This window comes from Embleya sp. NPDC056575 (assembly GCF_042793325.1).
Taxonomy (GTDB): domain Bacteria; phylum Actinomycetota; class Actinomycetes; order Streptomycetales; family Streptomycetaceae; genus Embleya.
Genome location: NZ_JBHTVA010000043.1, coordinates 58,364 through 80,680 on the forward strand (window position 1 = coordinate 58,364; position 22,317 = coordinate 80,680).

The 22,317-nt window shown below is 72.6% G+C and carries 15 protein-coding genes; 6 read left to right on the plus strand and 9 right to left on the minus strand.

The window, feature by feature from the left end:
* Window positions 1–1,179: an FAD-dependent oxidoreductase gene (locus ACFRCG_RS30255; protein ID WP_380037248.1), complete on the plus strand. Its 1,179-nt coding sequence runs from the start codon at window positions 1–3 to the stop codon at window positions 1,177–1,179.
* Window positions 1,180–1,254: 75 nt separating this feature from the next.
* On the opposite strand, the gene ACFRCG_RS30260 is transcribed toward ACFRCG_RS30255, so the two are convergent.
* The 6 genes from ACFRCG_RS30260 to ACFRCG_RS30285 all read right to left on the minus strand — a co-directional run bounded on the left by ACFRCG_RS30260 (window position 1,255) and on the right by ACFRCG_RS30285 (window position 12,039).
* Window positions 1,255–3,531 (minus strand): FdhF/YdeP family oxidoreductase, encoded by a 2,277-nt coding sequence (locus ACFRCG_RS30260; RefSeq protein ID WP_380037250.1) that lies wholly within the window; start codon window positions 3,529–3,531, stop codon window positions 1,255–1,257.
* Window positions 3,532–3,627: 96 nt separating this feature from the next.
* Window positions 3,628–4,791: a globin domain-containing protein gene (locus tag ACFRCG_RS30265; protein WP_380037252.1), complete on the minus strand. Its 1,164-nt coding sequence runs from the start codon at window positions 4,789–4,791 to the stop codon at window positions 3,628–3,630.
* A 253-nt stretch (window positions 4,792–5,044) separates the two neighbouring features.
* Window positions 5,045–7,003 (minus strand): hypothetical protein, encoded by a 1,959-nt coding sequence (locus tag ACFRCG_RS30270; RefSeq protein WP_380037254.1) that lies wholly within the window; start codon window positions 7,001–7,003, stop codon window positions 5,045–5,047.
* A 97-nt stretch (window positions 7,004–7,100) separates the two neighbouring features.
* Entirely contained in the window at window positions 7,101–9,599 is a 2,499-nt protein-coding gene (locus ACFRCG_RS30275) for a protein kinase (protein WP_380037256.1), read from the minus strand.
* A 194-nt stretch (window positions 9,600–9,793) separates the two neighbouring features.
* A complete protein-coding gene (locus tag ACFRCG_RS30280; protein WP_380037258.1) occupies window positions 9,794–10,951 on the minus strand; it encodes an acyl-CoA dehydrogenase family protein in 1,158 nt (385 codons plus the stop codon).
* Window positions 10,951–12,039: an acyl-CoA dehydrogenase family protein gene (locus tag ACFRCG_RS30285; protein WP_380037260.1), complete on the minus strand. Its 1,089-nt coding sequence runs from the start codon at window positions 12,037–12,039 to the stop codon at window positions 10,951–10,953. Before ACFRCG_RS30285 ends, ACFRCG_RS30280 begins: the two co-directional genes overlap by 1 nt.
* 219 nt (window positions 12,040–12,258) lie before the next feature.
* Between ACFRCG_RS30285 and ACFRCG_RS30290 the strand changes: the two genes are divergently transcribed.
* From ACFRCG_RS30290 to ACFRCG_RS30300, 3 genes are all read left to right on the plus strand, one after another.
* Window positions 12,259–13,329, plus strand: a complete 1,071-nt coding sequence (locus ACFRCG_RS30290; RefSeq protein WP_380037262.1) for a hypothetical protein — start codon at window positions 12,259–12,261, stop codon at window positions 13,327–13,329.
* 382 nt (window positions 13,330–13,711) lie between these two features.
* Window positions 13,712–14,167 (plus strand): ATP-binding protein, encoded by a 456-nt coding sequence (locus tag ACFRCG_RS30295; RefSeq protein ID WP_235618757.1) that lies wholly within the window; start codon window positions 13,712–13,714, stop codon window positions 14,165–14,167.
* Between the two features lie 437 nt (window positions 14,168–14,604).
* Entirely contained in the window at window positions 14,605–14,841 is a 237-nt protein-coding gene (locus ACFRCG_RS30300; RefSeq protein WP_020554482.1) for a DUF397 domain-containing protein, read from the plus strand.
* A 76-nt stretch (window positions 14,842–14,917) separates the two neighbouring features.
* On the opposite strand, the gene ACFRCG_RS30305 is transcribed toward ACFRCG_RS30300, so the two are convergent.
* A complete protein-coding gene (locus ACFRCG_RS30305; protein WP_126643644.1) occupies window positions 14,918–15,784 on the minus strand; it encodes a helix-turn-helix transcriptional regulator in 867 nt (288 codons plus the stop codon).
* Between the two features lie 488 nt (window positions 15,785–16,272).
* Here ACFRCG_RS30305 and ACFRCG_RS30310 point away from each other — a divergent pair, with 488 nt between their 5' ends.
* Both ACFRCG_RS30310 and ACFRCG_RS30315 read left to right on the plus strand, forming a co-directional pair.
* The gene (locus tag ACFRCG_RS30310) at window positions 16,273–17,733 is read left to right on the plus strand and encodes an SWIM zinc finger family protein (RefSeq protein WP_380037264.1); all 1,461 of its coding nucleotides are present in this window, start codon (window positions 16,273–16,275) and stop codon (window positions 17,731–17,733) included.
* Entirely contained in the window at window positions 17,730–20,543 is a 2,814-nt protein-coding gene (locus ACFRCG_RS30315; RefSeq protein WP_380037266.1) for a DUF6493 family protein, read from the plus strand. Before ACFRCG_RS30310 ends, ACFRCG_RS30315 begins: the two co-directional genes overlap by 4 nt.
* Before the next feature lie 99 nt (window positions 20,544–20,642).
* On the opposite strand, the gene ACFRCG_RS30320 is transcribed toward ACFRCG_RS30315, so the two are convergent.
* Window positions 20,643–21,314 carry an O-methyltransferase gene (locus ACFRCG_RS30320; RefSeq protein WP_380037268.1) on the minus strand — a complete coding sequence of 224 codons (672 nt, stop codon included), beginning with the start codon at window positions 21,312–21,314 and terminating at the stop codon, window positions 20,643–20,645.
* 3 nt (window positions 21,315–21,317) lie between these two features.
* Complete coding sequence (locus ACFRCG_RS30325) at window positions 21,318–22,163, minus strand: arylamine N-acetyltransferase (RefSeq protein WP_380037270.1); 846 nt, start codon at window positions 22,161–22,163, stop codon at window positions 21,318–21,320.
* Window positions 22,164–22,317 lie beyond the last annotated feature (154 nt).

Consider the following 22,317-nt stretch of genomic DNA (forward strand, 5'->3'; position numbering starts at 1 on the left):
ATGACCGTGGCCATCGTCGGAGCCGGCCCCTACGGCCTCTCGCTCGCCGCCCACCTGCGCCAACTCGGGGTCACCGCCCGAGTGTTCGGCGAACCGCTGGAGAGTTGGCGGCGGCACATGCCGATCGGCATGCTGCTGAAATCCAGGCCCGACGCCTCCTCGATCGCCGCGCCCAGGCCCGGATTCACCCTGGCCTGTTTCCAACGCGCCCGCGGCGAGCGCCCGCTGACGGGCGATCAGCCCGTGCCCCTGGAGCTGTTCGTGGCCTACGGGCGGTGGTTCGCCGAGCGCCTGGTCCCGGACGTGGAGCGCGAGCGCGTCACCGGCATCGAGCCGGCCGGGCACGGCTTCGTGCTCACCCGCGACCGCGGCCCCGACCTGGCGGTCGACGCGGTGGTGCTGGCCACCGGCCTGGCCGCGCACCGCTACGTGCCGGCCGTGCTCGAACACCTCGGCGACGACCTGGTCTCGCACCCGGCCCAGCGCCCCGACCTGGCCGAACTCGGCGCCGGCCGGGACATCGTGGTGATCGGCTCCGGCCAATCGGCGCTGGAGAGCGCCGCGTTGCTGCACGAGGGCGGCGCCGCACGGGTTCGGGTGTTCGGCCGGGCCGAGCACATCCGGTTCGCCGCCCCGCCCCGGGCCCGGCGGCTCACCCCGGACTCGCCGCTGGGAGCCGGCTGGACGATCGCCGCCGCCGCGCGGGGCCCGGCCGCGTTCCGACTGCTGCCCGCCTGCGTCCGGATCGATCTGGCCCGGCGCATCCTCGGCCCGTCCGCCGCGTGGTGGTTGCGCGATCGACTGGACGGGCGGGTCCCGGTCCGGGACGCGCAAACCGTCACCCGGGCCCGGCGCGAGCCCGACGGGCGGGCGCGGATGTGGCTGCGGGATCGGACCGGCTACCAGCGCGAGGTACACGCCGACCACGTGCTCGCCGCCACCGGCTACCGGGTCGACCTGGCCGCCCTCGGCTTCCTGACACCATCCGTGCGGCGCCGGATCGCCACGGTGGGCGGACTGCCCGCGCTCGACGCGTCGTTCGAGACCACCGTGCCCGGCCTGTACGTCACCGGCCCACCCGCCGCCGCCACCTTCGGCCCGGCGATGCGCTTCGTCCACGGCGGCGAGTTCGCCTCCCGCCGACTCGCGGCGGTACTGGCGGCCCGATTCCAAGGGTGACCGGGCCGACGCGGCGGGACCCGGCCGATCGCCCAGGCGCCGGACGGGCGCACGGCCCGTCCGGCGCGACCGCGATCAGTGCGTGTGCGGCTCCAGGCGGACCACGATCGACTTGGACGTCGGCGTGTTGCTCTCGTCGGCCGTGCTGTCCAGCGGCACCAGCACGTTGGTCTCGGGGAAGTAGGCCGCACAGCAGCCCGCGGCGGTGTCGTAGGACACCACCCGGAACGCCTCGGCCCGCCGCTCCGACCCGTCGTGCCATTCGCCGACCAGGTCGACCAGCGCGCCGTCGGCCAGACCCAGGGCGGTCAGGTCGACGGGATTGACGAACACCACCCGGCGACCCTGCTTGATCCCGCGATAACGGTCGTCCAGACCGTAGATGGTGGTGTTGTACTGGTCGTGCGAGCGCACCGTCTGGAGGATCAGCCGACCCTCGGGCACCCGCAACACGGCGAGTTCGTTGCGGGAGAAGTTGGCCTTCCCGGTGGTGGTCGGGAACCGCCGCGCGTCGCGCGGCCCGTGCGGCAACACGAACCCGCCGGGCTCGCGCACCCGGCGGTTGAAGTCGGTGAAGCCCGGGATCACCCGCTCGATCCGGTCCCGGATCAGGTCGTAGTCGCGTGCGAGGTCGCGCCACGGCACCGACACCCGGTCACCGAGCACCCGTTCGGCCAGCCCGCAGACGATCGCCACCTCCGAGCGCAACCGCGGCGAAGCCGGCGGCAGTTTGCCGCGCGACATGTGCACCGCGCTCATCGAGTCCTCGACCGTGACGAACTGGTCCCGCTCGGTCCGCCCCAGGGTGGGCAGGATCAGCGCGCGCCGCCCGGTGACCGCGTGCGAACGGTTGAGCTTGGTGGACACCTGCACGGTCAGCCGGGTGGCCCGCAGCGCCGCCTCCGTGGCGACGGTGTCCGGCGTCGCCGAGACGAAGTTGCCGCCCACCGCGACGAACACCTTCACGCTCTCGTCGCGCATCGCCCGGATCGTGTCCACCACGTCGTGCCCGTGCGCGCGCGGCGGCGCGAAGCCGAACTCCTGCTCCAGCGCGTCCAGGAACGCCGGCGCCGGCTTCTCGTAGATGCCCATCGTGCGGTCGCCCTGCACGTTGCTGTGCCCGCGCACCGGACACACCCCCGCGCCCGGCCGGCCCACATTGCCGCGCAGGAGCAGGAAGTTGACCACCTCACGGATGGTCGGCACCGAGTTCTTGTGCTGGGTCAGGCCCATCGCCCAGCACACCACGATCCGCCGCGAGCCCAGCACCCGCCGATGGATGCGCTCGATCTGCTCGCGCGAAAGCCCGGTCGCCTCCAGCACGTCGGCCCACGGCGTGGTTCGCACGTCGGCCGCGAACTCCTCGAACCCGTGCGCGTATTCGTCGATGAAGTCGCGATCGAGCACGGTGCCGGGCGCGGCGTCCTCGGCTTCGAGCAGCAGCCGGTTCAGCGCCCGGAACAGCGCGAGGTCGCCGTTCACCCGGATCTGCGCGAACTCGTCGGTCAGTTGGGTGCCCGAGCCGAGTACACCGGAGACCTTCTGCGGATTCTTGAACCGCAACAGACCGGCCTCCGGCAGCGGATTGACCGCCACGATCGAGGCGCCCGCCTGCTTGGCCTTCTCCAGCGCGGACAACATCCGCGGGTGGTTGGTCCCCGGGTTCTGACCCACCACGAAGATCAGGTCGGACCGGTACAGGTCCTCGAGCGAGACACTGCCCTTGCCGACCCCGAGCGTCTGGGTCAGCGCCGAACCGCTCGACTCGTGGCACATGTTGGAGCAGTCCGGCAGATTGTTGGTGCCGAACGCGCGGACGAACAACTGGTACACGAACGCGGCCTCGTTGCTGGTGCGGCCCGAGGTGTAGAACGCCGCCGCGTCCGGCGAGTCCAGCGCCGCCAACTCCTCGGCGACCACGCCGAACGCGTCCTCCCACGAGATCGGCGCGTAGTGCGTGGCGCCCTCGGCGAGATACATCGGCTCGGTCAACCGACCCTGCTGGCCCAGCCAGTAGTCCGACTTGTCGGCCAACTCGGCCACCGGGTGCGCGGCGAAGAAGTCGGCGCCCACCCGACGTACCGTGGCCTCCTCGGCGACCGCCTTCGCGCCGTTCTCGCAGAACTCGGCGACGCTGCGGTGGTCCGGCTCGGGCCAGGCACACCCGGGGCAGTCGAAGCCCTGCTTCTGGTTGACCTGCACCAGGGTCAGCAGGCTGCGCTTGACGCCCATCTGGCGGCCGGCGTGGCGCAGCGACCAGGCGACGGCCGGCAGCCCGGCCGCGTACTCCTTGGGCGGCCCGACCACAAGCCCCTCGTCGCCGACGTCGTCCACGGGCGGCTTGCTGACCATGCGGGTGCTCCTGCGGCTCGAAGCGGTCGTATCGACACGGCTCGACACGACCCTGATGACCCGTACGTTACGCCCCCGGGTCCATCCCACCGCAGCTCAGCGGCCTCGGAGCAGCACCGTCCCGCCGGCCGCCCCGTCCAGGCTCTCGGTGCGCAGGCGCTGCGGGGCCACCCCCAATTCGCCGGTCAGCCGGTGCGCGGTGGCCCGTACCAGGGCCGCCGACCCGCTGACGAACACGTCGTGGTCCGCCCAGTCGCCGTACCTGGCCAGCACGTCGGGCAGCGCGCCCTGATCGCCCGCGAACGAGCGGTCGTGGGTGACCGCGGGGATCACGTTCAGCCACGGGTACACGTCGGCCATCGCCGACAGCGCGCCCAGGTCGTACAGGTCCGCCCGGTACTTGGCGCCGATGAACACGTGCGCGCGGTGTGCCAGCTGACGCTGCGCCATGTGCTCCACCAGCGCCTTGATCGGCGCCAGGCCGGTGCCGTAGGCCACGCACAACGTTCGGCGCAGCGTCTCGCCGCGCAACACCAGGCCGCCGCGCGCCGGGCCGAGCCGGATCCGGTCGCCGACCCGGGCCCGGCGTACCAGCGCGTTGCTCACCCACCCCGCCGGCACCGCGCGCACGTGCAGCTCCAGCCGGCCGTCGACGCGCGGGGCGTTGGCGATCGAGTAGTGCCGCCACACCCTGGGCCACCACGGGGTCTCCACCGTGACGTGCTGGCCCGGATGGTAGGGCAGCGGGCGATCCGGCTCGACGGTGATCACCGCGATGTCCCGGCCGCGCGGCTCGTGGGCGGTGATCACCGCGTCCCACCAGGCGGGCGCGTCCTCGGCGTCGTCGGCGGCGGCCTCGATCATCACCGCCGCCGCCCACGTGTACACCTCCACCCACGCGGCCTGAAGTTCCGGCGTCCAGCGCTCGCCCAGGTAGCGGGCCAGCGCGCCGATCAGCGCGCCGCCGACCGCGTCGTAGTGCTCGTCCAGCACTCCGTACTTGCGGTGGTCCCGGCCCAATCCGCGCAGATAGCGGCGTAACTCGTGCGGTTCGTCGCTGCTCCCGCCGACCCGGAGCAGCGCGGCGAGCAGGCGATCGCGCTGGTGGTCCATGGCGGGCGGGAACAGCGCGCGCAGGTCGGGGCGGCGCAGGAACAGCAGCGCGTAGAAGTGCGAGACCAGATCGTGCGCGGCGGGCGCGACGGCCTCGAGGCTGCCGCGGAGCAGATCGGCCCGGGAGGGGTCGGGACTTCCGGACATGACGGACCGCATCCTCGTGTGCTCGGAGAGCGATCCGACGGCCGGACATGTACCACCGAAGCCGGAAACCGCCGGTCGCCCGAAGGGGAAGTGACCCGACGGTATGCGCTGGTCCGATTGCGGAGGGTGGGTAATGCGGTAAGCCCGCCGCGGGCAACCGCGACGGGCTTACGCTTGAGGATTTCTTGCGCCGTGTGGGTGACACGGCAGCCGGGCTCCGGCCGCCCGGCGAGGGGCGGTCTCCCGCTGTGGGTCAGGGCTGGTATCGGCCGAAGGTGCCCGCGATCTTCGCGTCCTGGTCGGCGCCGACGACGACCGGGTCGGCGCCGCCCAGCACGTTCTCGGCGAAGTCCTTGAGCGGAGCGGCCGTCCAGCCCGGTGCCGCCGGGTACGGCTTGCCCTGGGCGAGCGCGGCCAGCGTCGCGGCCCGAGCCGGGTTGGCGGCGCCCGAGGTGGTGGTCAGCCCGCCGAGCGCCGGTACCGTCTCGTTCTCGTTCGCCCAGCGCTCCTGCCACACCGACGAGGACATCACCCGGAGCAGATTGCTCGCCCCCACCGGATGTTCGGTCTTCGCCGACACGGCCAGCACGCCGGCCCACACGCCGACCGTCGCGGGCTTGCCGGCGGTGGTCCCGGGCATCGGGAAGGCGCCCAGGTTGCGGGCCGTCTCGGGGGAGGTGCGCAGCAGTTCGGCCACCACCCAGTCCGGCTGGATCGCCATCGCCGACTTGCCGGCGGTGAGCACGGCGATGATGTTGCCGGCCGGGTCCTTGTACTCCTCGACGTTCTTCGGCGCGCTCGAATAGGACTGGAGCTTTTGGAAGAACGCGATGCCCGCGCGGCCCGCGTCGGTGTTCAGGCGCCCGGCCCAGCGCTCGTTCTGCGGCACGGCTATCTCGCAGCCGCTCGCGAACAGGCACGCGGCGATCGCCTGCCAGGCCCGGCCGACCAGGTGCAGCGCCTCGAACTTCGGGTCGCTCGCGTAGTGCTGCTTGAGCTTGTCCAACTGGGTGATCCACTCGTCGCGCGTGGTGGGCACCACGAACCCGGCCGGATCGCACAGCCGCTTGTCGTACAGCACGACCGGGGCGTACACGTCCATCGGCAGCGCGTACAGCTTGCCGTCGAGGGTGCAGGCGGCCCGGGCCGCCGGATGCCAGGAGTCCGCGTTCAACCGCTTCGCGTACGGCGTCAGGTCGAGCAGTGTGCCCTGCTTGACCCGGCGGGCCAGGCTCGGGCTGTCCACCTGGAAGAGGTCGGGGCCGTTGCCCGCGGCGAGCGCGGTGTCCAGCTTCGTCTGGTCGATGTACTCCTGGACATCGCTGCGCACGGTGCCCAGCGGATCCGCCTTGACCAGGGCGGCGGTCAGGTCGGTGGTGGTCTTCGCCTGGTCGACGCCCGGGGTGTAGATCTTCTCCAGCCACACGGTGAGCGTGTACGGGCCGCTCTCGGTGGTGGGCGGTTCGGGCAGGGCCGGCGGCCCCGGCGGCACCGGTGCGGGGGTGGTCGGGTTCGGCTTGGGCGGCGGGGCGGCGCTCTTGTCGTCGCCCCGGGTGAGCAGCCACGCCGCGACCCCGCCGCCGGCCGCGACGGCCGCCGCGACCGAACCGGCCACGATCACCCGGCGCCGGGAGGTGCCGGCGCCTGCGGCGGGCTGCGGGGGTTGCGGGCCCCAGCCGCCGGGCGCGCTCGGGTACGGCGGCGGGCCGGGGTATTGCGGGGCGGCTCCCGGGTACGACGCGCCCGCGCCGTACCGCGCCCCCTGGGCGGGGGGTTGCGCGGGCTGCCCCGCCGGGTATTGCGGTGCCTGGTTCGGGTATTGCGGGGTCTGGGCGGGGGGTTGCGCGGGCTGCCCCGCCGGGTATTGCGGTGCCTGGTTCGGGTATTGCGGGGTCTGGCCGGGGGGCTGCGCGGATTGCCCCGCCGGGTATTGGGGGGCCTGGCCGGGCGGGTAGTTCGGCGCGGCGCCCGGCGGCGGTTGCGGCACCGTGCCCGGCGGAGGCTGCGCCCCCGCCGGGTACCCGGGTGCCTGGCCGGCCGGGTGGCCCGCCGGCTGTTGCCCCGCCGGTTCGCCGGCGTGCCGCACGGGAGGTCCGGCCGGCTGTCCCGGAGGCGGCGGCACGGCCATCGGGGCGTACGTGGGCCGAGGCGGTGGTTCGGCCGACGGGTCGTCGTCCCTCGACGCGGGTGGTTCCTCGTTCCACGACGACACGGTGCGGCTCCTCCGAGAGTGGGCGACCGGCATGGCCGGATGCCATGCCTGCGCAAACCCTAGGTGGCGCGGCGATCCCTGCCGGCGGCGAGATCCGTCACGTGGGGTCGACGCCGAATTCGCGGGCCACGATCGTGTTCGCCGCGGCCGCCGCCGCCAGCGGGTCGGTGCCCGCCAGCGTCTGCCGGGAGAGTTCGGTCAGCGGACGCTCCGACCACCCCGGGGCGACGGGATACGCCCGACCGCCCACGGGCAGCGCGGACAGTGCGGCCTGGATCATCGGATTGTCCGACGGCACCGCTCGATCCAGGCCGCTGCGGACCGGAACCAGACGGGCCTCCGTCGCGATCCGGGCCCGCCAGCGGTCGGTGGCGACCAGGGAGAGCAGGTCGATCGCCGCCTCCTTGAACAGGCTGGCCGCCGACACCGCCAGCACCGTGCCGCGCACCCCGACGGCGGCCGGCTTGCCCGCCGTACGGCCCGGGATCGCGAACGCGCCCAGCACCGGGCGCAGCGCCGGATTCGCCGCCACCACCGCGTCGTACAGCGAGGCGTCGGCGATCACCGAGGCGACCCCGCCCTTGGCGACGCGGGTCGTGGTCGCCGGGTCGTCGTTGCCCGCCCCGACCGCGTCCGGCGCGTACGACTGGAGGTGTCGGAAGAACCGGGCCCCCTCGACCGATCCGGGCAGGTCGAGCGTGCCGCGCCAGGCGTCGCCCTCCTGTACCGCGATGGTTCCGTCGTCCTCCCACACGCACGAGGCCAACACCGGCCAGGCCCCGCCGGGTACGTACAGCGCGCGGTAGTCGGGGTTGGTCGCGTTGGCCTGGCGCAACTTCTCCAGGTCCGCGACCCAGGTCACCCGGTCGGTCGGCACGCCCACCTGCGCGGCCTGGAACAGCCCCTTGTCGTAGAGCACCACGGGCACGCCGGCGCCCAGCGGCAACGCCATGATCCGGCCCCCCGAGGTGACCGCGGCCCGCACGGCGGGGAACCAGCTGCCGCCGTCGAACCGGCTCTGCAGCGGGGTCAGGTCCATCACCAGGTCGGCGGCCTTGAACCGGGCCAGGGCCAGCAGGTCGAGTTCGAACACGTCGGGTCCGCGGCCCGCGCGCAGTGCCTGTTCGAGGGCCTGGGTGTAGCCGGCCTTCGGCTGTACCCGGGTGCCGATCCGCACCCCGGCGCCGGTGGTGCCCAGTTTGCCGAATTCCAGGCCGAGTTCGCCGAGCAGCGCGGCGGGAACCAGGCTCTCGGTGGTCCAGACGGTGAGTTCGCGGACCGCGCCGGGCACGGCCGGTCCCGGCGTGTGTGCCGTCGGACTCGGCGCCGTCGCCGACGGCTTCGGGGCGGTCTTGGCGGTCTTGTCGCCGCCCCGGCTCAGCGCCCATGCCGCACCGCCGCCGCCCAGGAGGGCGGCGCCTGCCGCGACGGCGAGGAAGCCGCGGCGGGACTTGGCCCGGGAGGAGCCGGCCGCCCGGTGTGCGCGGGTGGGCGGTTCGCCTCCGGCGGGCCCGGCGGGTTCGGTCCGGGCCGCGCGGTGGGTCCGGGCCGGTGTGGTGGTGGACGGCGCCGGTTCCGGCTCGGGGGCGGGCGGCGCGGCCGGGGAGGGGACGGGCGTGGGCGTGGGCTCGGGCTCGGCCGGCGGGGTCGCGCCGGGCGGCGGGGCCGGTACGGTGTCGGCCGCGTACGGCTCGCTGCCCGGCATCGGCTCGGGCGGCTCCCACGGGTTGGCCACCCGCTCGGCCACCCACGTCGCGGTGGCCGCGGGCAGCCAGCTCGGGCCGGGAGTGCCGGCCGCGACCCGGGCCACCTCCTCCGGAGCGGGGCGCCGGTCCGGGTCCTTGACCAGGCAGGCCGCGATCAGGTCGCGCAACGACGCGGGCACGTCGCCCAGTTCCGGCTCGCCCTCGGCGACCCGATCGGCCGGCGAACGCTCGTCACCCCGGTCGAACGGGCCCGCGCCGGTCGCGGCGAACACCAGCACCGATCCGAGCGAGAACATGTCGCTCGCCGGACCCACCGTCAGATCCCGTACCTGCTCCGGCGAACGAAAGCCGGGGGAGTCGAGCACGGTGCCGATCACCACGCCGTCGGCGGTCACCGACGAGCCGAGCGAGGCGTGCGCGATCCCGACGTGCGGCAGCCGGGGGCCGTTCGGATCGAGCAGCACCGCGCCCGGGTCGAGCCGCCCGTGGTACAGCCCGGCGGCGTGCAACAGGCCCAGCGAGGCGGCGAGTTCGCCGGCCAGCGTGCGCAGCGAATGGCCGGGGAGCAGGCCGTGCCGACGGACCGTCTCGGCCAGCGTCGGACCGGGCACGTGCGTGGTGGCGTACCAGAGTTGCCGGCCGGTGGTGTCGGCGTCCAGGAGCACGGCGGTGCCGGGACCGGGCAACCGTCGTGCGGCGTCCACCTCTTCGCCGAAGCGGGCGCGGAAGGCGGGATCACGCCCGAGGTCGGCCCGGATCACCCGCACGACGACGGGGGCGTCGTCGGGCGCGGCGCCCAGATAGGTCCGAGCCGTGGTCCCTTCGCCGAGCCGGCCCACCAATCGGTAGGCGCCAACGCTCGAAGGGTCCTCGTCGTGCAGCGGCCGCATGGCAGAAACTCCGTTTCGCTCACCGGTGTGAACGGTGCCGAAGTCTGCCATGAAGCGCGCCCGCTTCCGGCCACCCGTTCGGCGGCACCCCCGCCGAGCCCGTCATATCCGTAAAACACCGGGCGGCGCGCCCGCGAGCGGCCCGTCCGTGCGGCACGGGACCCGCGCGACGCCGCGGGCGGGTCCCGCCACACCTATCGCGACCGGGGCAGCCCCAGCCGGTGCTCCGCGATGTTGTTGCGCTGGATCTCGCTGGTCCCGCCGTAGATCGTGGTCACCGGCGCGTCCCGCGCGGCGTGGTCGACGAACCACGCCTCACCCGGCTCACCCAGCAGCCCCTCGGGGCCGGCCATGTCCAGGCACGCCTCCGCCGCCCGGTTGTACGCCTCGCTCGCGTACAACTTGGCGATCGAGCCCTCGGTGGTGGGCAGGCCGCCCGCGCTGGCGATCAGCGCCGGGCGCAGCGCGAGCAGCGCGGTGATCTCGTTGTCGATCGCGATCCGGGCCAGCCGCTTGCGCACCGCGGTGTCGTCGATCGCCCCGGTCTCGCTCGCCCACCGGGTGAACCGGCGCAGCAGCGACACGCCCTGGTTCATGTTGCCGAACACGCCCCGCTCGTAGGCCAGCGCCACCTTCATCACCTCCCACCCGCCGTGCACCTCGCCCAGCCGCCAGCGGTCGGGGACGCGGACATCGGCGAAGTAGGTGATGTTGGTGCGGTCGCCGCCCATCGTCTCCACCGCCTGGAAGGAGATGCCGGGCAGGTCGGTGGGCACCAGGAACATGGTCAGGCCGCGATGTTTGGCCACGTTCGGGTCGGTGCGGGTCAGCAGGATCACATAGCCGGCCTCGTGCACGAGCGTGGTGAACATCTTCTGCCCGTTCACCAGCCACACCGGCTCGTCCCGCGGGTCCCCGGGCACGCGCTCCGCGCGGGTGGCCGCCGCCGCGACATCCGATCCCGAGCCGGGTTCGCTGTAGCCCAGCGCGGCGATCGCCTCGCCCCGATGGAACCGGGGCAGTACCTCGGCCAGATGGAACGCGCTGCCGATCTGCTCCACGACTCCCGCCACCAGCATGGTGTTGGCCAGCCCGTAGAACGGTGCGTCGGCCAGCCCCAGTTCGTCGAAGAAGACGTACAGCTCCAACGGGTCGCGCCCGCCGGTCCGGCCGGGCCCGGCCATGCCCTCGGCGATCACCCCGGTCGCGGCCAGCGCGCGGTGGAACTCCCAGTCGTGGAAGGTGCCGGTGCGCCGAGCCCGCTCGATCATGTCCTCGGTCAGGTGCTCGGCGACGAAGCCCCGGATCCACCGCCGGAACTCCTCGACCGATTCCTTGGGCCGAAAGTCCATCAGACGCCTCCCACCGCTCCGAAGAGATCGTCGGCCAACGCCCGGTACTCCTCGTCCGGATCACCCAGGACCAGCGGCCAGCCCCGGGCGCGCCGGAAGTAGAGCTGGATGTCGTATTCGAGGGTGACGCCGTATCCGCCGTGGAAGTGCACCGCGCGATAGGTCGTGGTCCGGGCCACCTCCGTCGCGGCCAGGAACGCCATCACCGCGAGCCGGCCCGCCTCGGCCGGGTCGCCCTCGTCCGCGCACCACGCGGCGCGCGCGGTCAGCAGCCGGATCCCGTCCAGCGGCCCGACCAGATCGGCCAGCCCCTGCTGGACCGCCTGGAACGCGCCGATCGGCTTGCCGAACTGCTCGCGCTCCAGCGTGTACGCCACCGCCGACTCCAGCGCCCGCTCGGCGAGCCCGACCAGTGTGGCGGCCGTATACAACTGCCACTCCCGGCGCAGCGCGGCGTGACGCCGGGCCGCGTCCTCGCCGCAGGCCAGCACCACCCGCCCGCCCCGGTCGTCGCGCACGTACCGGTCGGCCAGCGGCGCCGCCGCGTGGTTGACCGGCCCGCTCATCGGCGCCTCGCCCCGTACCGCGACCAGTTCGTCCTCGTCGAGGGCCACCACCACGTCCGCCACCGCGCCGCCGGGCACCAGTCGGGCCAGCCCGTCCACCGTCGGCCGCAGCGCCGGCGCCGCGATCAGCGTGCCGTCGGCGACCCCGGCGCACCACGGCGTGTCGAGCAGCAGCCGGGACGCGGCCAGGTGTGCGCTCAACGGCACCGGCGCCAGCACCCGACCGGCCTCGTGCAGCGGCAGGACCAGATCGGCGCGGCTCGCACCACCACCACCGGCGCCTTCGGGCAGCGCCATTCCGGGTACGCCCATCGCGGCCAGGCGCCGCCACAGATCGGCCGCGAAGCCGAGTGGTTCGGCCGCGCGTACCACGGAAATCGGGCATCGGTCCGTGAAGAACTCCGAAAAGGCGCTCCGTACCGCCTTTTGATCTTCCGTCGGTTCAAGATCCACCGGCGACCTCCGTTCACACCTCACCGCTCGCACGAGCCGGCCGGCGCACGCTAGCCGGTGTCGGCGCACCCTTCCATGGCATCGCGGGGGCGAAGTGACCGATGTGCCGGAGATCTCGATCCCATGACATTACTTGCCGGTAGCTGACTGGCGGGTTGCTCTTTGCGAAGATCGGCTGCCCGAGTGACATCCGACGAGAACAGCTGCTTTCCGCCGTACGGTCCTGGGGGATCGAGCCGATCACCCATACGATCCGAGGAACAACGGAAAGCGAAGGGAGAGCCCGCTGTGCGTGCATATCGCCACGTGGCGCTGGTGTTGATCGCCTTGCTGGGTGCGGCCCTGATCATCTTCCCGCTGGCCGCCGGCCTGCCGAAGAAGACGCAGGCCGTCGACGACCTGACCAATGCCTTCCGGCCCGCCTTCACGCCGCAGGCCATCGAGCAGAGCCGGACCGACCTGGCCACCATGAACCAGATGCTGGAGCAGCTCCAGGCGGAGACGCTGCCCGGACTCGCCCAGCAGGCCGGGATCCCCACCCCGACGCTGATCAACGTGATGGGGCAGACCACGCCCGAGGTCGGCAAGGGTCTCAAGGAGATCCCGACGATCATGCCGCGGTTCAACAAGCTCGCGGGCACGATGGACGCGCAGGCCGGGAACTTCCGCCAGGCCGACGACATCCCCACCGCGGACGCGCCGAACACCGCGGTCACCTACCTCTATCTGATCCCGGGCATCGTGCTGCTCGTGGTGGGCGCCGGCGGGCTGCTGTTCTCCTTCGTCGGATCGCGCGCCGTGGTGAGCACGGTGTGCCTGGTGATCGCCGCGGTGGTCGGCCTGGGCATGGTGGTGGGCACCCTCGCCACCGGCGTGATCGGCAAGACCAAGGCCTCCGAGAAGATGTTCACCGCGTTCCGGCCGACCTTCACCGACGCCGGGTACAAGCAGGCGCACGACGACCTGGACACGCTGGGCAAGATGGCCGTCGGGATGAAGACCAGGTCCATCCCGTCGATGGCCGCGCTCCTGCGCAAGCCCATCCCGCAGTTCACCGCCGAGCTGGCCACGCAGTACCCCAAGGTCGGCAAGGGCCTCGCGGAGACCGACCGGATCCTGGCCAAGTTCAACGCCCTGGTGGAGAACATCGGCGCCAACATCGACACCTTCGACAAGGCGGACAGCATCCCCAACAAGGACACCGAGGTCTCGGTGATGCCGTGGCTGCTGCTCGGCCCGGGCGCGGCGGTCTTCCTGCTGTCCGGCGTCGCGCTGGTGATCCAATTCACAGGGCGCGGCAACGCCTCCACCGACCCGAACGCGGGGGCGCCGAGGCAACCGTCCGGTGCGGCGGTCTGACCCTCGACGGCCACGCGGTGGAACCGTCCGTCAACCGTGTGTCTAGGTTGTCCGGATTATTCCTGATGTAGGACCAAAAGAAAGAAAAGACTGGTTCCCTGAATGTCCGGGAACCGGGTGTAAAGCGGCCCTTGGTCGAACGAAATGCACGTGCATCGGCGCGGTGCAGACGCAGAAATCGTCGATGCACGTGCATCCGGTCTTGCAGTTGGGGTCGGCATCCTCATAATGAAGTGTGTGCATGTGCACGCGCATGTGCATGGACGCTCTGTGAGGCGAGTCCTCTGGCGGCGTTCCCAACAGGCCGGGGACCAGTACCCGCTCGGAGGCACGGATGACCGTCGCGAGTCCCGCAGGGTTCCGGACGTCGACGTTTCAGTGGATGGAGCCTCTGGCCGGGGATATGGGCCCAACATCCGATATCGCGATACAAGCCCTCGCCGCACGTCGCGAGTCGGTCAAGGCCGCTCGTGACTTCACGCAGTCGGTGCTCGCCGGCTGGGGCGCCGCCTGTCTCGAGGACGACCTCGCCCTGGTCGTGTCCGAGCTCGTCACGAACGCACTGTGTCACGGTCTGGGTGCGGGCCGCGACGACGCGACGGATGTCGCGCACAACATCCAACTGGCGCTTTTGCGCAAGGGCGAACGTGTCATGTGTGCGGTGCAGGATCCGGGCGAGAGCCTGCCCGAGGCCCAGGCCGGCGGCGAGGACGAGGAATCGGGCCGCGGGCTGTATCTGGTGGGCTGCTTCAGTGATTCCTGGGGCTGGTTCCCGCTGAACGGTATGGGCCGACGCACCGGAAAGGTCGTCTGGGCCATGTTCGAGATACGCGGCTGACCCACACGTTCCGCAATATGGGGACCGCATTGCGTGGCGACATTACGTTGCAGCGAAGCGGCGAGTTTTAATTCACATTCGCCGGCGGCAACGAATGCGGCGGTATCCGAGTCACCCGGCGCCAAGCGTTTACCCGTCGATCTCGTCGACGGGTTTTCTGCATTCTTACGCCCGTTTCGTCCCCGCCGGCTTAAGCAGCTTTTACGCTTCCTTTGAAACCTTGAGGAATGCATGAGCCCTCACGTGTGGGTGAACTCCGGCTGCGCTATCATCGCCGTTGTACGCTGCAAATGCATGGTCAGATGCACGTGCATGCGTAAGTCGGACCGGTTTTGGAAGAAATTGCGACGGACCGGGACGAAGGAACGACACGTGCCGCAACCGGGGGGCGGGCGACCGCCGTCGGGTCGCTCGGCGAGAGGTCCAGGAGAAGCGTCATGCAGGCAACGCACAACGGGGTATCGGCGACCGCGCTCGACGGGGTCACCTGGCAGAAGAGTCGCCGCAGCAACTCGCAGGGAAATTGCGTCGAAATGGCCGCGCTGCCGGACGGCGACGTCGCGGTCCGCAATTCGCGTCACCCCGACGGGCCGGCGCTGATCTATACGCGCGCCGAGATCGAGGCGCTCATCCTCGGGGTCAAGGACGGGGACTTCGACAACCTGCTGGCGTGACGACCCGCCCGGGGCGCTCCACCCGGGTGGGTGTATCCCCGGCCGCGGCGGCCGAGGGACGGGGCGACCGTGTCGGTCAGTTCTCCTTCAGGATGCGCTGGAGAAGATCCACGCTCTTGTCCGGCGGCATACCGTCCACGCTCAACCGGTCCATCACCTCGGTGTACGCGTCCACCTCGTCCCGCTTGTCCAGATAGAGCGCGCTGGTGAGCTGCTCCAGGTAGACCACGTCGGGGAGGTCGCTCTCCGGGAAGCGCAGCAGCAGGAACGGACCACCCTCGGCCGCGTGCGCGCCGAACCTGAACGGCATGATCTGGATCGTCACGTTGGGCAGGGCGGCCATCTCGATCAGATGCCGGACCTGATCGCGCATCACGTCCCGGCCGCCGATCGGGCGACGCAGGGCCGCCTCGTCCAGCACCACCCAGAGCCTGGGCGGCTTGTCGCGGTAGAGGATCGACTGGCGCTGCATCCGTAGACCGACGCGCCGGTCGACCTCGGCCGCCGACGCCGAGGGTTGTCCGGCGATCACCACGGCCCGCGCGTACTCCGGCGTCTGGAGCAGGCCGGGGACGAACTGCACCTCGTAGGTGCGGATCACCGAGGCGGCCTCCTCCAGGCCCACGTACACCTGGAACCAACTCGGCAGGATGTCGTTGTAGTTGTGCCACCAGCCCTGGGCGTTGGCCTCCGCCGCGAGGCCCAGGAGGGCGGCCCGCTCGGTCTCGTCGCCCACGCCGTACATGGTCAGCAGATCAGCCACGTCTCGCTCCTTGAAGCTGACGCGCCCCAGTTCCATTCGGCTGATCTTCGATTCGGAGGCGCGGATCTCGTAACCGGCCTCCTCCCGCGTAATGCCCTTCGCTTCGCGCAGACGGCGAAGCTGGGAACCGAGGAGAATACGGCGAACCGTCGAGCCGCTCCCCGGCTGCGTTGCGGGCATCTGCTACCTCCGGCTGAATGGACCAGCGCATAGTATGCCGGCGCGTTGCCACGCGTCCTCGGATCATGGTTACAACAGCACTCTCTTGACGATGTGCCACCACCCACCCGGCTCGACCATGTGCCGCACACTCGGCTTGTCATGTTCGGGCTCCGGGCCCCAGCCGCCCATGCTCGCACAGGTGATACCACCTAATCGATGCCGTGGCACCGCGAATCCCCCTCTACTGCCGGGTAATCCGGAAGTTTGCGACGAACCGACGGCCCGATACACACGCTGCGCGCGCGGTTGGTGACACGCGTCGCATCCTGCGCCGAGCGAGTGACGTGGGCGCACTCGTGCACTCGGGTGAAGCGGCCCGCATCCTTTCGGCCGAACTCGCCGCCGAAGGCGGCACGAAAGCACCCCGGCGCCCGCGCCGAGACCACCCGAGAGGACGCCGACGACATCCGATTCCCGCTGTCGGACGGGCTGTCTACGGTCTTCACATGTCCTCCCCGGTACATTCCTTCACCTATCTGCGGCCGTCCGCGCTCGGCGCCGTCGACGGCTCCCCCTCCCTCGGCCTGCAGACCTGCGGCGGGCTCGGCTCGCGTGGCCTGACCCCCTTCCCGCGCTTCTTCTCCGGTTTCCTGACCGCGCCCGAGGCGGCGGCCGGCGGCCTGCTCGCGGTCGCCGACGTCGCGGCGGCGCGCTACTACCAGCCGCTGCGGCCGGGTTCGCTCGATCCGGTGGTCACCGGCAACGGGGACCGGCTGCGCTTCGAGTCGTTCTCCGCCTGCTGCGGGGTGCACGCGCGCCTCGACGTGCTGCCGGCCGGCATCGACGGCGAGATGTTCGGCACCGGCACCACCAACGTGGACGTCAACGCGCCGCTGCGCGAGGCGCTGGCCCGGGTCGGCGGCGCCGATCCGCTGCACCTGGCGGTCGGCCCCGACGACGTCACCGTCACCACCTTCGACGGCCCCGTGGTGGAGAAGAAGGTGCCGCTGCCCGAGCGCTGGCTGCGCGGCTTCGCCGAAGTCCAGGTCATCTCCGGCGGGTTCGACCTGCGCGCCGAGGTCGGCGCGGGGGAGGCGGTGCGCTTTCTGCGGGCGCTGCCGCGCGGCTCCCGGCAGGCGCTGTGGGCCGTCCCGGCCGGGCGTTCGTTGCGGCTGACCGCCCGCCCCGTGCCGGGCGCGGTGTGCCTGCCCGGGCCCGATCGCCTCCAGGCGCTCGCCAGGCTGCTGCGGCACGCGCTCGCACTCCGTATATACGGACCCGCCGTGCAGGCGCGCAGCACGGCCGTGTCGTCCGCCTGGGAGGTCGAATTGCCCGGCATGCGGCTGACGTTGACGCTGTCCCCGGATCCGGCCCGCGGCTTCTCCGGCGAGGGCGCGGTGCTCACCGGCCTGGCGAGCGGGACGAGCGGCGCCGACGCGGACCTGATCTCCGCCCTGCTGGCCTGGGAACCCCGGGTCGAGATCGGCGAGTTGGCCGCCCGCTCGGGTCTGGACGCCGAGCGGGTGCGGGCCGCGCTGGTGCGCCTGGGCACCTCGGGCCGGATCGGCTACGACGTCGCGGAGGCGGCCTACTACCACCGCGAGCTGCCCTACGACACCGGCAGCGTGGAGCGGATGAATCCGCGCCTGCGCGACGCGCACGCCCTGGTCGCGGCCGGCGCCGTCACGCTCACCGGCGGCGGCGAGGAGGCGTCGGTGCGCAGCGGGGACCGCACCTACGGCCTGCGGTTGGCCGGGGACGGCAGCTGCACGTGTCAGTGGTGGGCCGAGTATCGCGGCGGGCGCGGGCCCTGCAAACATCTGCTCGCCACGCAGATCGTCCGCGGCCGGGCTGGGGCCGACACCGGCGGCGGGCCGCACGGCGGCGCGGACCCCGGCACCGCGATCACCACCGGCACCGCGAACGGCGGCGCCGGCGCGACCGCAGCCCAGGAGGCGAACCGATGACCGGCACCACATCCACCGGCACCCGGCCCACCGGCGCCGGCCCGGCGGGCGGCGAGTCCGCGCGCGAGCCCCTGACGTGGGAGCGGGTGCTCACGGTCGTGGACGCCCCGGAGCGCCACCAGGACGACCCCGCGCCGATCGTGGCGCTGTTCGCGGGCCGCACCGAGGCCGAGCGCCGCGCGCTGGTGCCCGCCTACAAGGAGGCGGTCCGCCGCCGCCGCGACGGCAGCCCCGAGGTACGCCCGCTGCGTCCGCTGCGCCACGTCGGTGTCGCGCTCCTCGGCGGCCCCGCCGGCATCGCCCAGTGGCTGCTGCGCGAGGACATGGCATGGCCCGAGAAGTTCGGCCAGGAGGCGATATACACGATCCTCGCCGAGCGCGATCCGGCCTGGATACCCGACATCGCCACCCGCATGGCCGCCCGGCTGCCGCTGGATCCGTGGGGCAACCAGTGGCACGTGGTCGACGCCCTGGTGCGCGGCGCCGGGTTGCCCACGCCGACCACGCCGGGCTTCGTGCTGCGGTGGATGTTCGAGGTGGCCGGCCGGTGGCGCGGCTCCGGGCGTGCGCTCGCCGAACACCTCGCCGCCGACCGCTACTTCCCGGACCTGCTGCCCACGCTGTTCGAGGTCGCCGGGGTCGGGCAGAACCTGGACACCCCCACCACCGGACCGAACGCCGTGCGGCCCGGCTGGGACACCGCGCTGGCCGCGCTCGCCGACGCGAAGACGATCGAGCGCGACGTGGTCCTGGACGGCTGCCTGTCCCGGCTGCTGCGCGGCGAACGCCCGGGCGCACTGCGCGGGTTCGTCCGCCTGCACGAGGCGCTGGCACCCACCGACGACGAGCTCGCCGCCCGCGCCGAGGGCTACCTCCGGCTGCTGCCCGACGCGCCCTCCACGGTGGCCGCACTCGCCCAGGCCGCGCTGCGCCGGGTGGACGGCGCGGACCTGCTCGATCCGGAGCGGATCGCCGAGGCGAGTCGCAGTGTGCTCTTCCGTGCCGAGAAGACCCTGGTACGGACCCAACTCACCTGGCTGGGCGCGGCGATCAAGCGGCACCCGGAGCATGCGGGCACCCTGCTCGCCACCGCCTGCACCGCGTTCGGCTCACCCGCCGGCGACCTCCAGGAACGCGCCGTCGCGCTGATCGCCAAGCACGTACGCACGCTGCCGCCCGACCAGGTCGACCTCGTGCTCACCGAGGTGCGCGACGCGCTGCCGACGCTCGGCGACGCGATCCGCCCCGAGGCGGCCGCGCTGATCGGGGAAAGCGGGGCACCCGAGCCCGCGTTCGTCGTCCCGCTCGGCCCGCCGCCACCGCGCGAGCTGCCGCCGCCGATCTCCTCCACGGCCGAACTGGTCGAGGAACTGGCGGTGTTCTTCGGGAGCACCCCCAACCCGTGGGTCAGCCCGCGCGGCCAGGCCACCGACCCGCTCGCGGTGGAGCGGATCGTGGCCGCCCTGCTGCGCGAACACGCCCGGGACCGCGAGGCGCTGCACACCGCGCTGCTCCCGCTCACCGAGCAGCACGGGCACATCGTGCACCAGCAGTGGTTCGCCCAGCAGGTCCGGGGCGCGGTCGGCACCATGGTGGCCGCCGCCACCGGTCACGGCAACCGACAGGGCTGGTTCCGCAGCCTGTTCGGCAAGGGCGACGCGGCCGAGCACGACCTGATCCCCGGCGAGAAGCGCGACATCGAGCGGATCGCCCCGCCGCAACGTTTCCTGCTCGCCCGGCTGTACGAGGTGGGCACCCGGTTGCGGGTGCCGCACTCCGGCCCCTACCTGGCCGAGATCGCCGACGCGGCCGGCTTCGTGGACCCCGAGGCCCTGGTGGCCGGCCTGGAGGAGTGGGAGGCGTCCGGACACAGCCCCTGGCGGCGCGACGTCGACCAGGCGCTGCTGCGGCTGCCGTCGCACCTCGACCCCGCGCCGGTCGCCCGTGCCGGCTGGCTCACCTCGCCCGCGGGCCGGCGGGTGGCCCGGACGATGGCGGCCGGCGGGCCCGCCCCGGGTCTGATCGGGCGCGGTCGATTCGACCGGATCCACCGCGAATACTCCGCGCCGAAGGGCGGCTGGATACACAGCGACGGACCCCTGGCCACGGTCGCCCCCGGCGACCCGGACACCGTGCCGGAGACCGCGTGGGCGCTGTACGGACTGGCCGACCCGGGCGCCGCCGCACGCACCTCGGCCTGGTCCGAGGACTCCGGGCCGGACCTGCACTGCTGGCCGCTGCTGCTGCCCCGGGACCGGGACGTGATCGCGGCGCACCTGGCGATCTGTACCCAGCGCGGCATCGACGGCACGAGCCGGGGCGCGGAGGTGCTGCCGGCGCTGGCCGAGTCGTTCGGTGCGCTGGGCCCGGGCATGTCGTTGGCCCTGGCCTACGCGCTGGGCGCGCAGGCCGCCGAGGACCGCACCGGCGCGGTGGACGCGTTCGTGACGCTGAGCGCCCGGGACGACGCGTGGGACACCGAGGCGCTGGGTCGCGATCTGGGCGAGGCGGTGCGCACACGCGGGCTCAAGACCACCCGCGTGGTGGCCTCGCTGCGCGACGCGGCCCGGGCGGGCGCGACGGGCACCGTCTGGGGCACGCTGAGCGGCTTCCTGCCGGACCTGCTCGCCGGGACGAAGGCCACCGGGCTCGGCGACGTGCTCGCGCTCGCCGCGGAGACCGCGGCCGGCTCGGGCGCGCGGGGGGTGTGCATCCCCGGCCTGGCCGAACTCGCCGAGCGCAAGGGCTCGTCCCGGGCGGTGGTGGAGGCACGGCGGCTGCGCAAGGTGCTCGACGGCGACACCGGCTGAGGCGCGCCGGGTGCGCGGTGCCGGACGGGTCGGGGTCGATCCGTCCGGCACCGCGGCGCCGGCTCGCCGGACCGGTGCCCGGCGTGCGCCCGGGGCGGGTCAGTCCTCGTCGAGCGCCTTGACCCGGGCCAGCGTGATCCCGTCCGCGACCGGCAACATCACCGGCTCCACCCGACGGTCGGCCTTCACATGCTCGTTGAACGCGTGCACCGCCGCCGGCGTCGGGTCGCCGTTCGGCTTGAGCACCTGCCCGTCGTAGAGCACGTTGTCCGCGATCAGCAGACCGTTCGGCCGCATCCTCGGCACCAGCGCCTCCCAGTAGGAGATGTAGCCGTCCTTGTTCGCGTCGATGAACGCCAGATCGATGTGCGGATGCGAGGGCAGCGCGTCCAGCGTCTCCAGGGCCGGCGCGATCCGCAGGTCGATGCGATCGGCCACGCCTGCCTCCCGCCACGTCTCGCGGGCGATCTCGGTCCACTCCACGGACACGTCGCAACACAGCAACCGGCCGTCCGCGGCCAGCCCCTTGGCGATGCACAGCGCCGAGTATCCGGTGAAGGTGCCCACCTCGACCGCGACCCGCGGCCGGACCACACCGGAGAGCAGCGTCAACAGCGCGCCCTGCTCGGCGGGCACCTGGAGCTGGGCCAACCCGCCCATGCCCCTGGTGCGTTCGATCACCGCGCGCTGCGCCGGGTCGGGCGCCAGCGAGTGGTCCAGGACGTAGTCGTACAGCTCCGGGGTGACGCGCACCTGCTTGTCGAAGGACATCGGTCAATTCTCCTCGGGTCGTTCCGGGCGCTCGGGCGGTTCGGGGAAGGCCGTGTCCCAGGGCAGCAGCAGACCGAAGTCGCGGACCAGGAGCCGCAGCACCTCGTGATCGTCCGCGAGCCGGCGCTCCTCGGTGGAGCCGTCGCTGCGCACCACGGTCAGCAGCCGGTCCACCACGTAGGCACGCTCGTGCGGGCCGCTGCGCTGCACCCGCAGGGTGTGCCGGAACGGGGAGCCGGGATGGGTGGCGACGTACCAGTTCGCCACCTCGTAGTCGACCTGCTCCCGGCGCTGGAGCGTGAACTCGTAGACGGTGAACCACCCGTCGTCGCCGTACACGGTCTGCAGCAGCCACAGATCGTCCTCGCGCACCAGTCGGTAGCGCCACGCGCCCTGCGGGCTGGACACCCCCGGCAGCAGCGGCAGCGGCTCCAACAGGCCGCCGCTGCCGAAGCCGACGTCGGCGATGTAGGGGTGCGCCTCGCCGGGCACCTCGACCGCGAGCAGTATGTGGGTCAGCGGCCGGATCGCCTCGGAGCCCATCCGCACCCGCGCGGCCAGCCGGGTCACCCCGAAGCCCATCGCCTCCAACACGCCCGCGAACAGCAGGTTGTGCTCGAAGCAGTAACCGCCGCGACCCTGCCGGACCAGCTTGTCCTCCAGGTCGGCCGGCTCCAGCGACGGCACGCCGCCCAGGACGACCTCGACGTTCTCGAACGGGATGCCGACGACGTGCGCGAGGTGCAGCGAACGCAGCGTCGCCCACGTGGGCGCGCGCCCACCGGACCAGCCGATCCGGGCGAAGTAGGCGTCGAGGTCCGGATGGTGCTGATGGCGTTGCCGGCGCAAGAGCCGTCTCCTTCGGATCCGGGGCCCGGGGCCGGGCGTGGACCGATTCTCACACGCGTGTCCGCGCGGGTGGGACGCCTTGCGCGGTGTGCCACCCGATAGGTTCGGATCGGGCCGCACGGCGGCCCGGCCCGCGCCGTGCGGGCCGTCACGT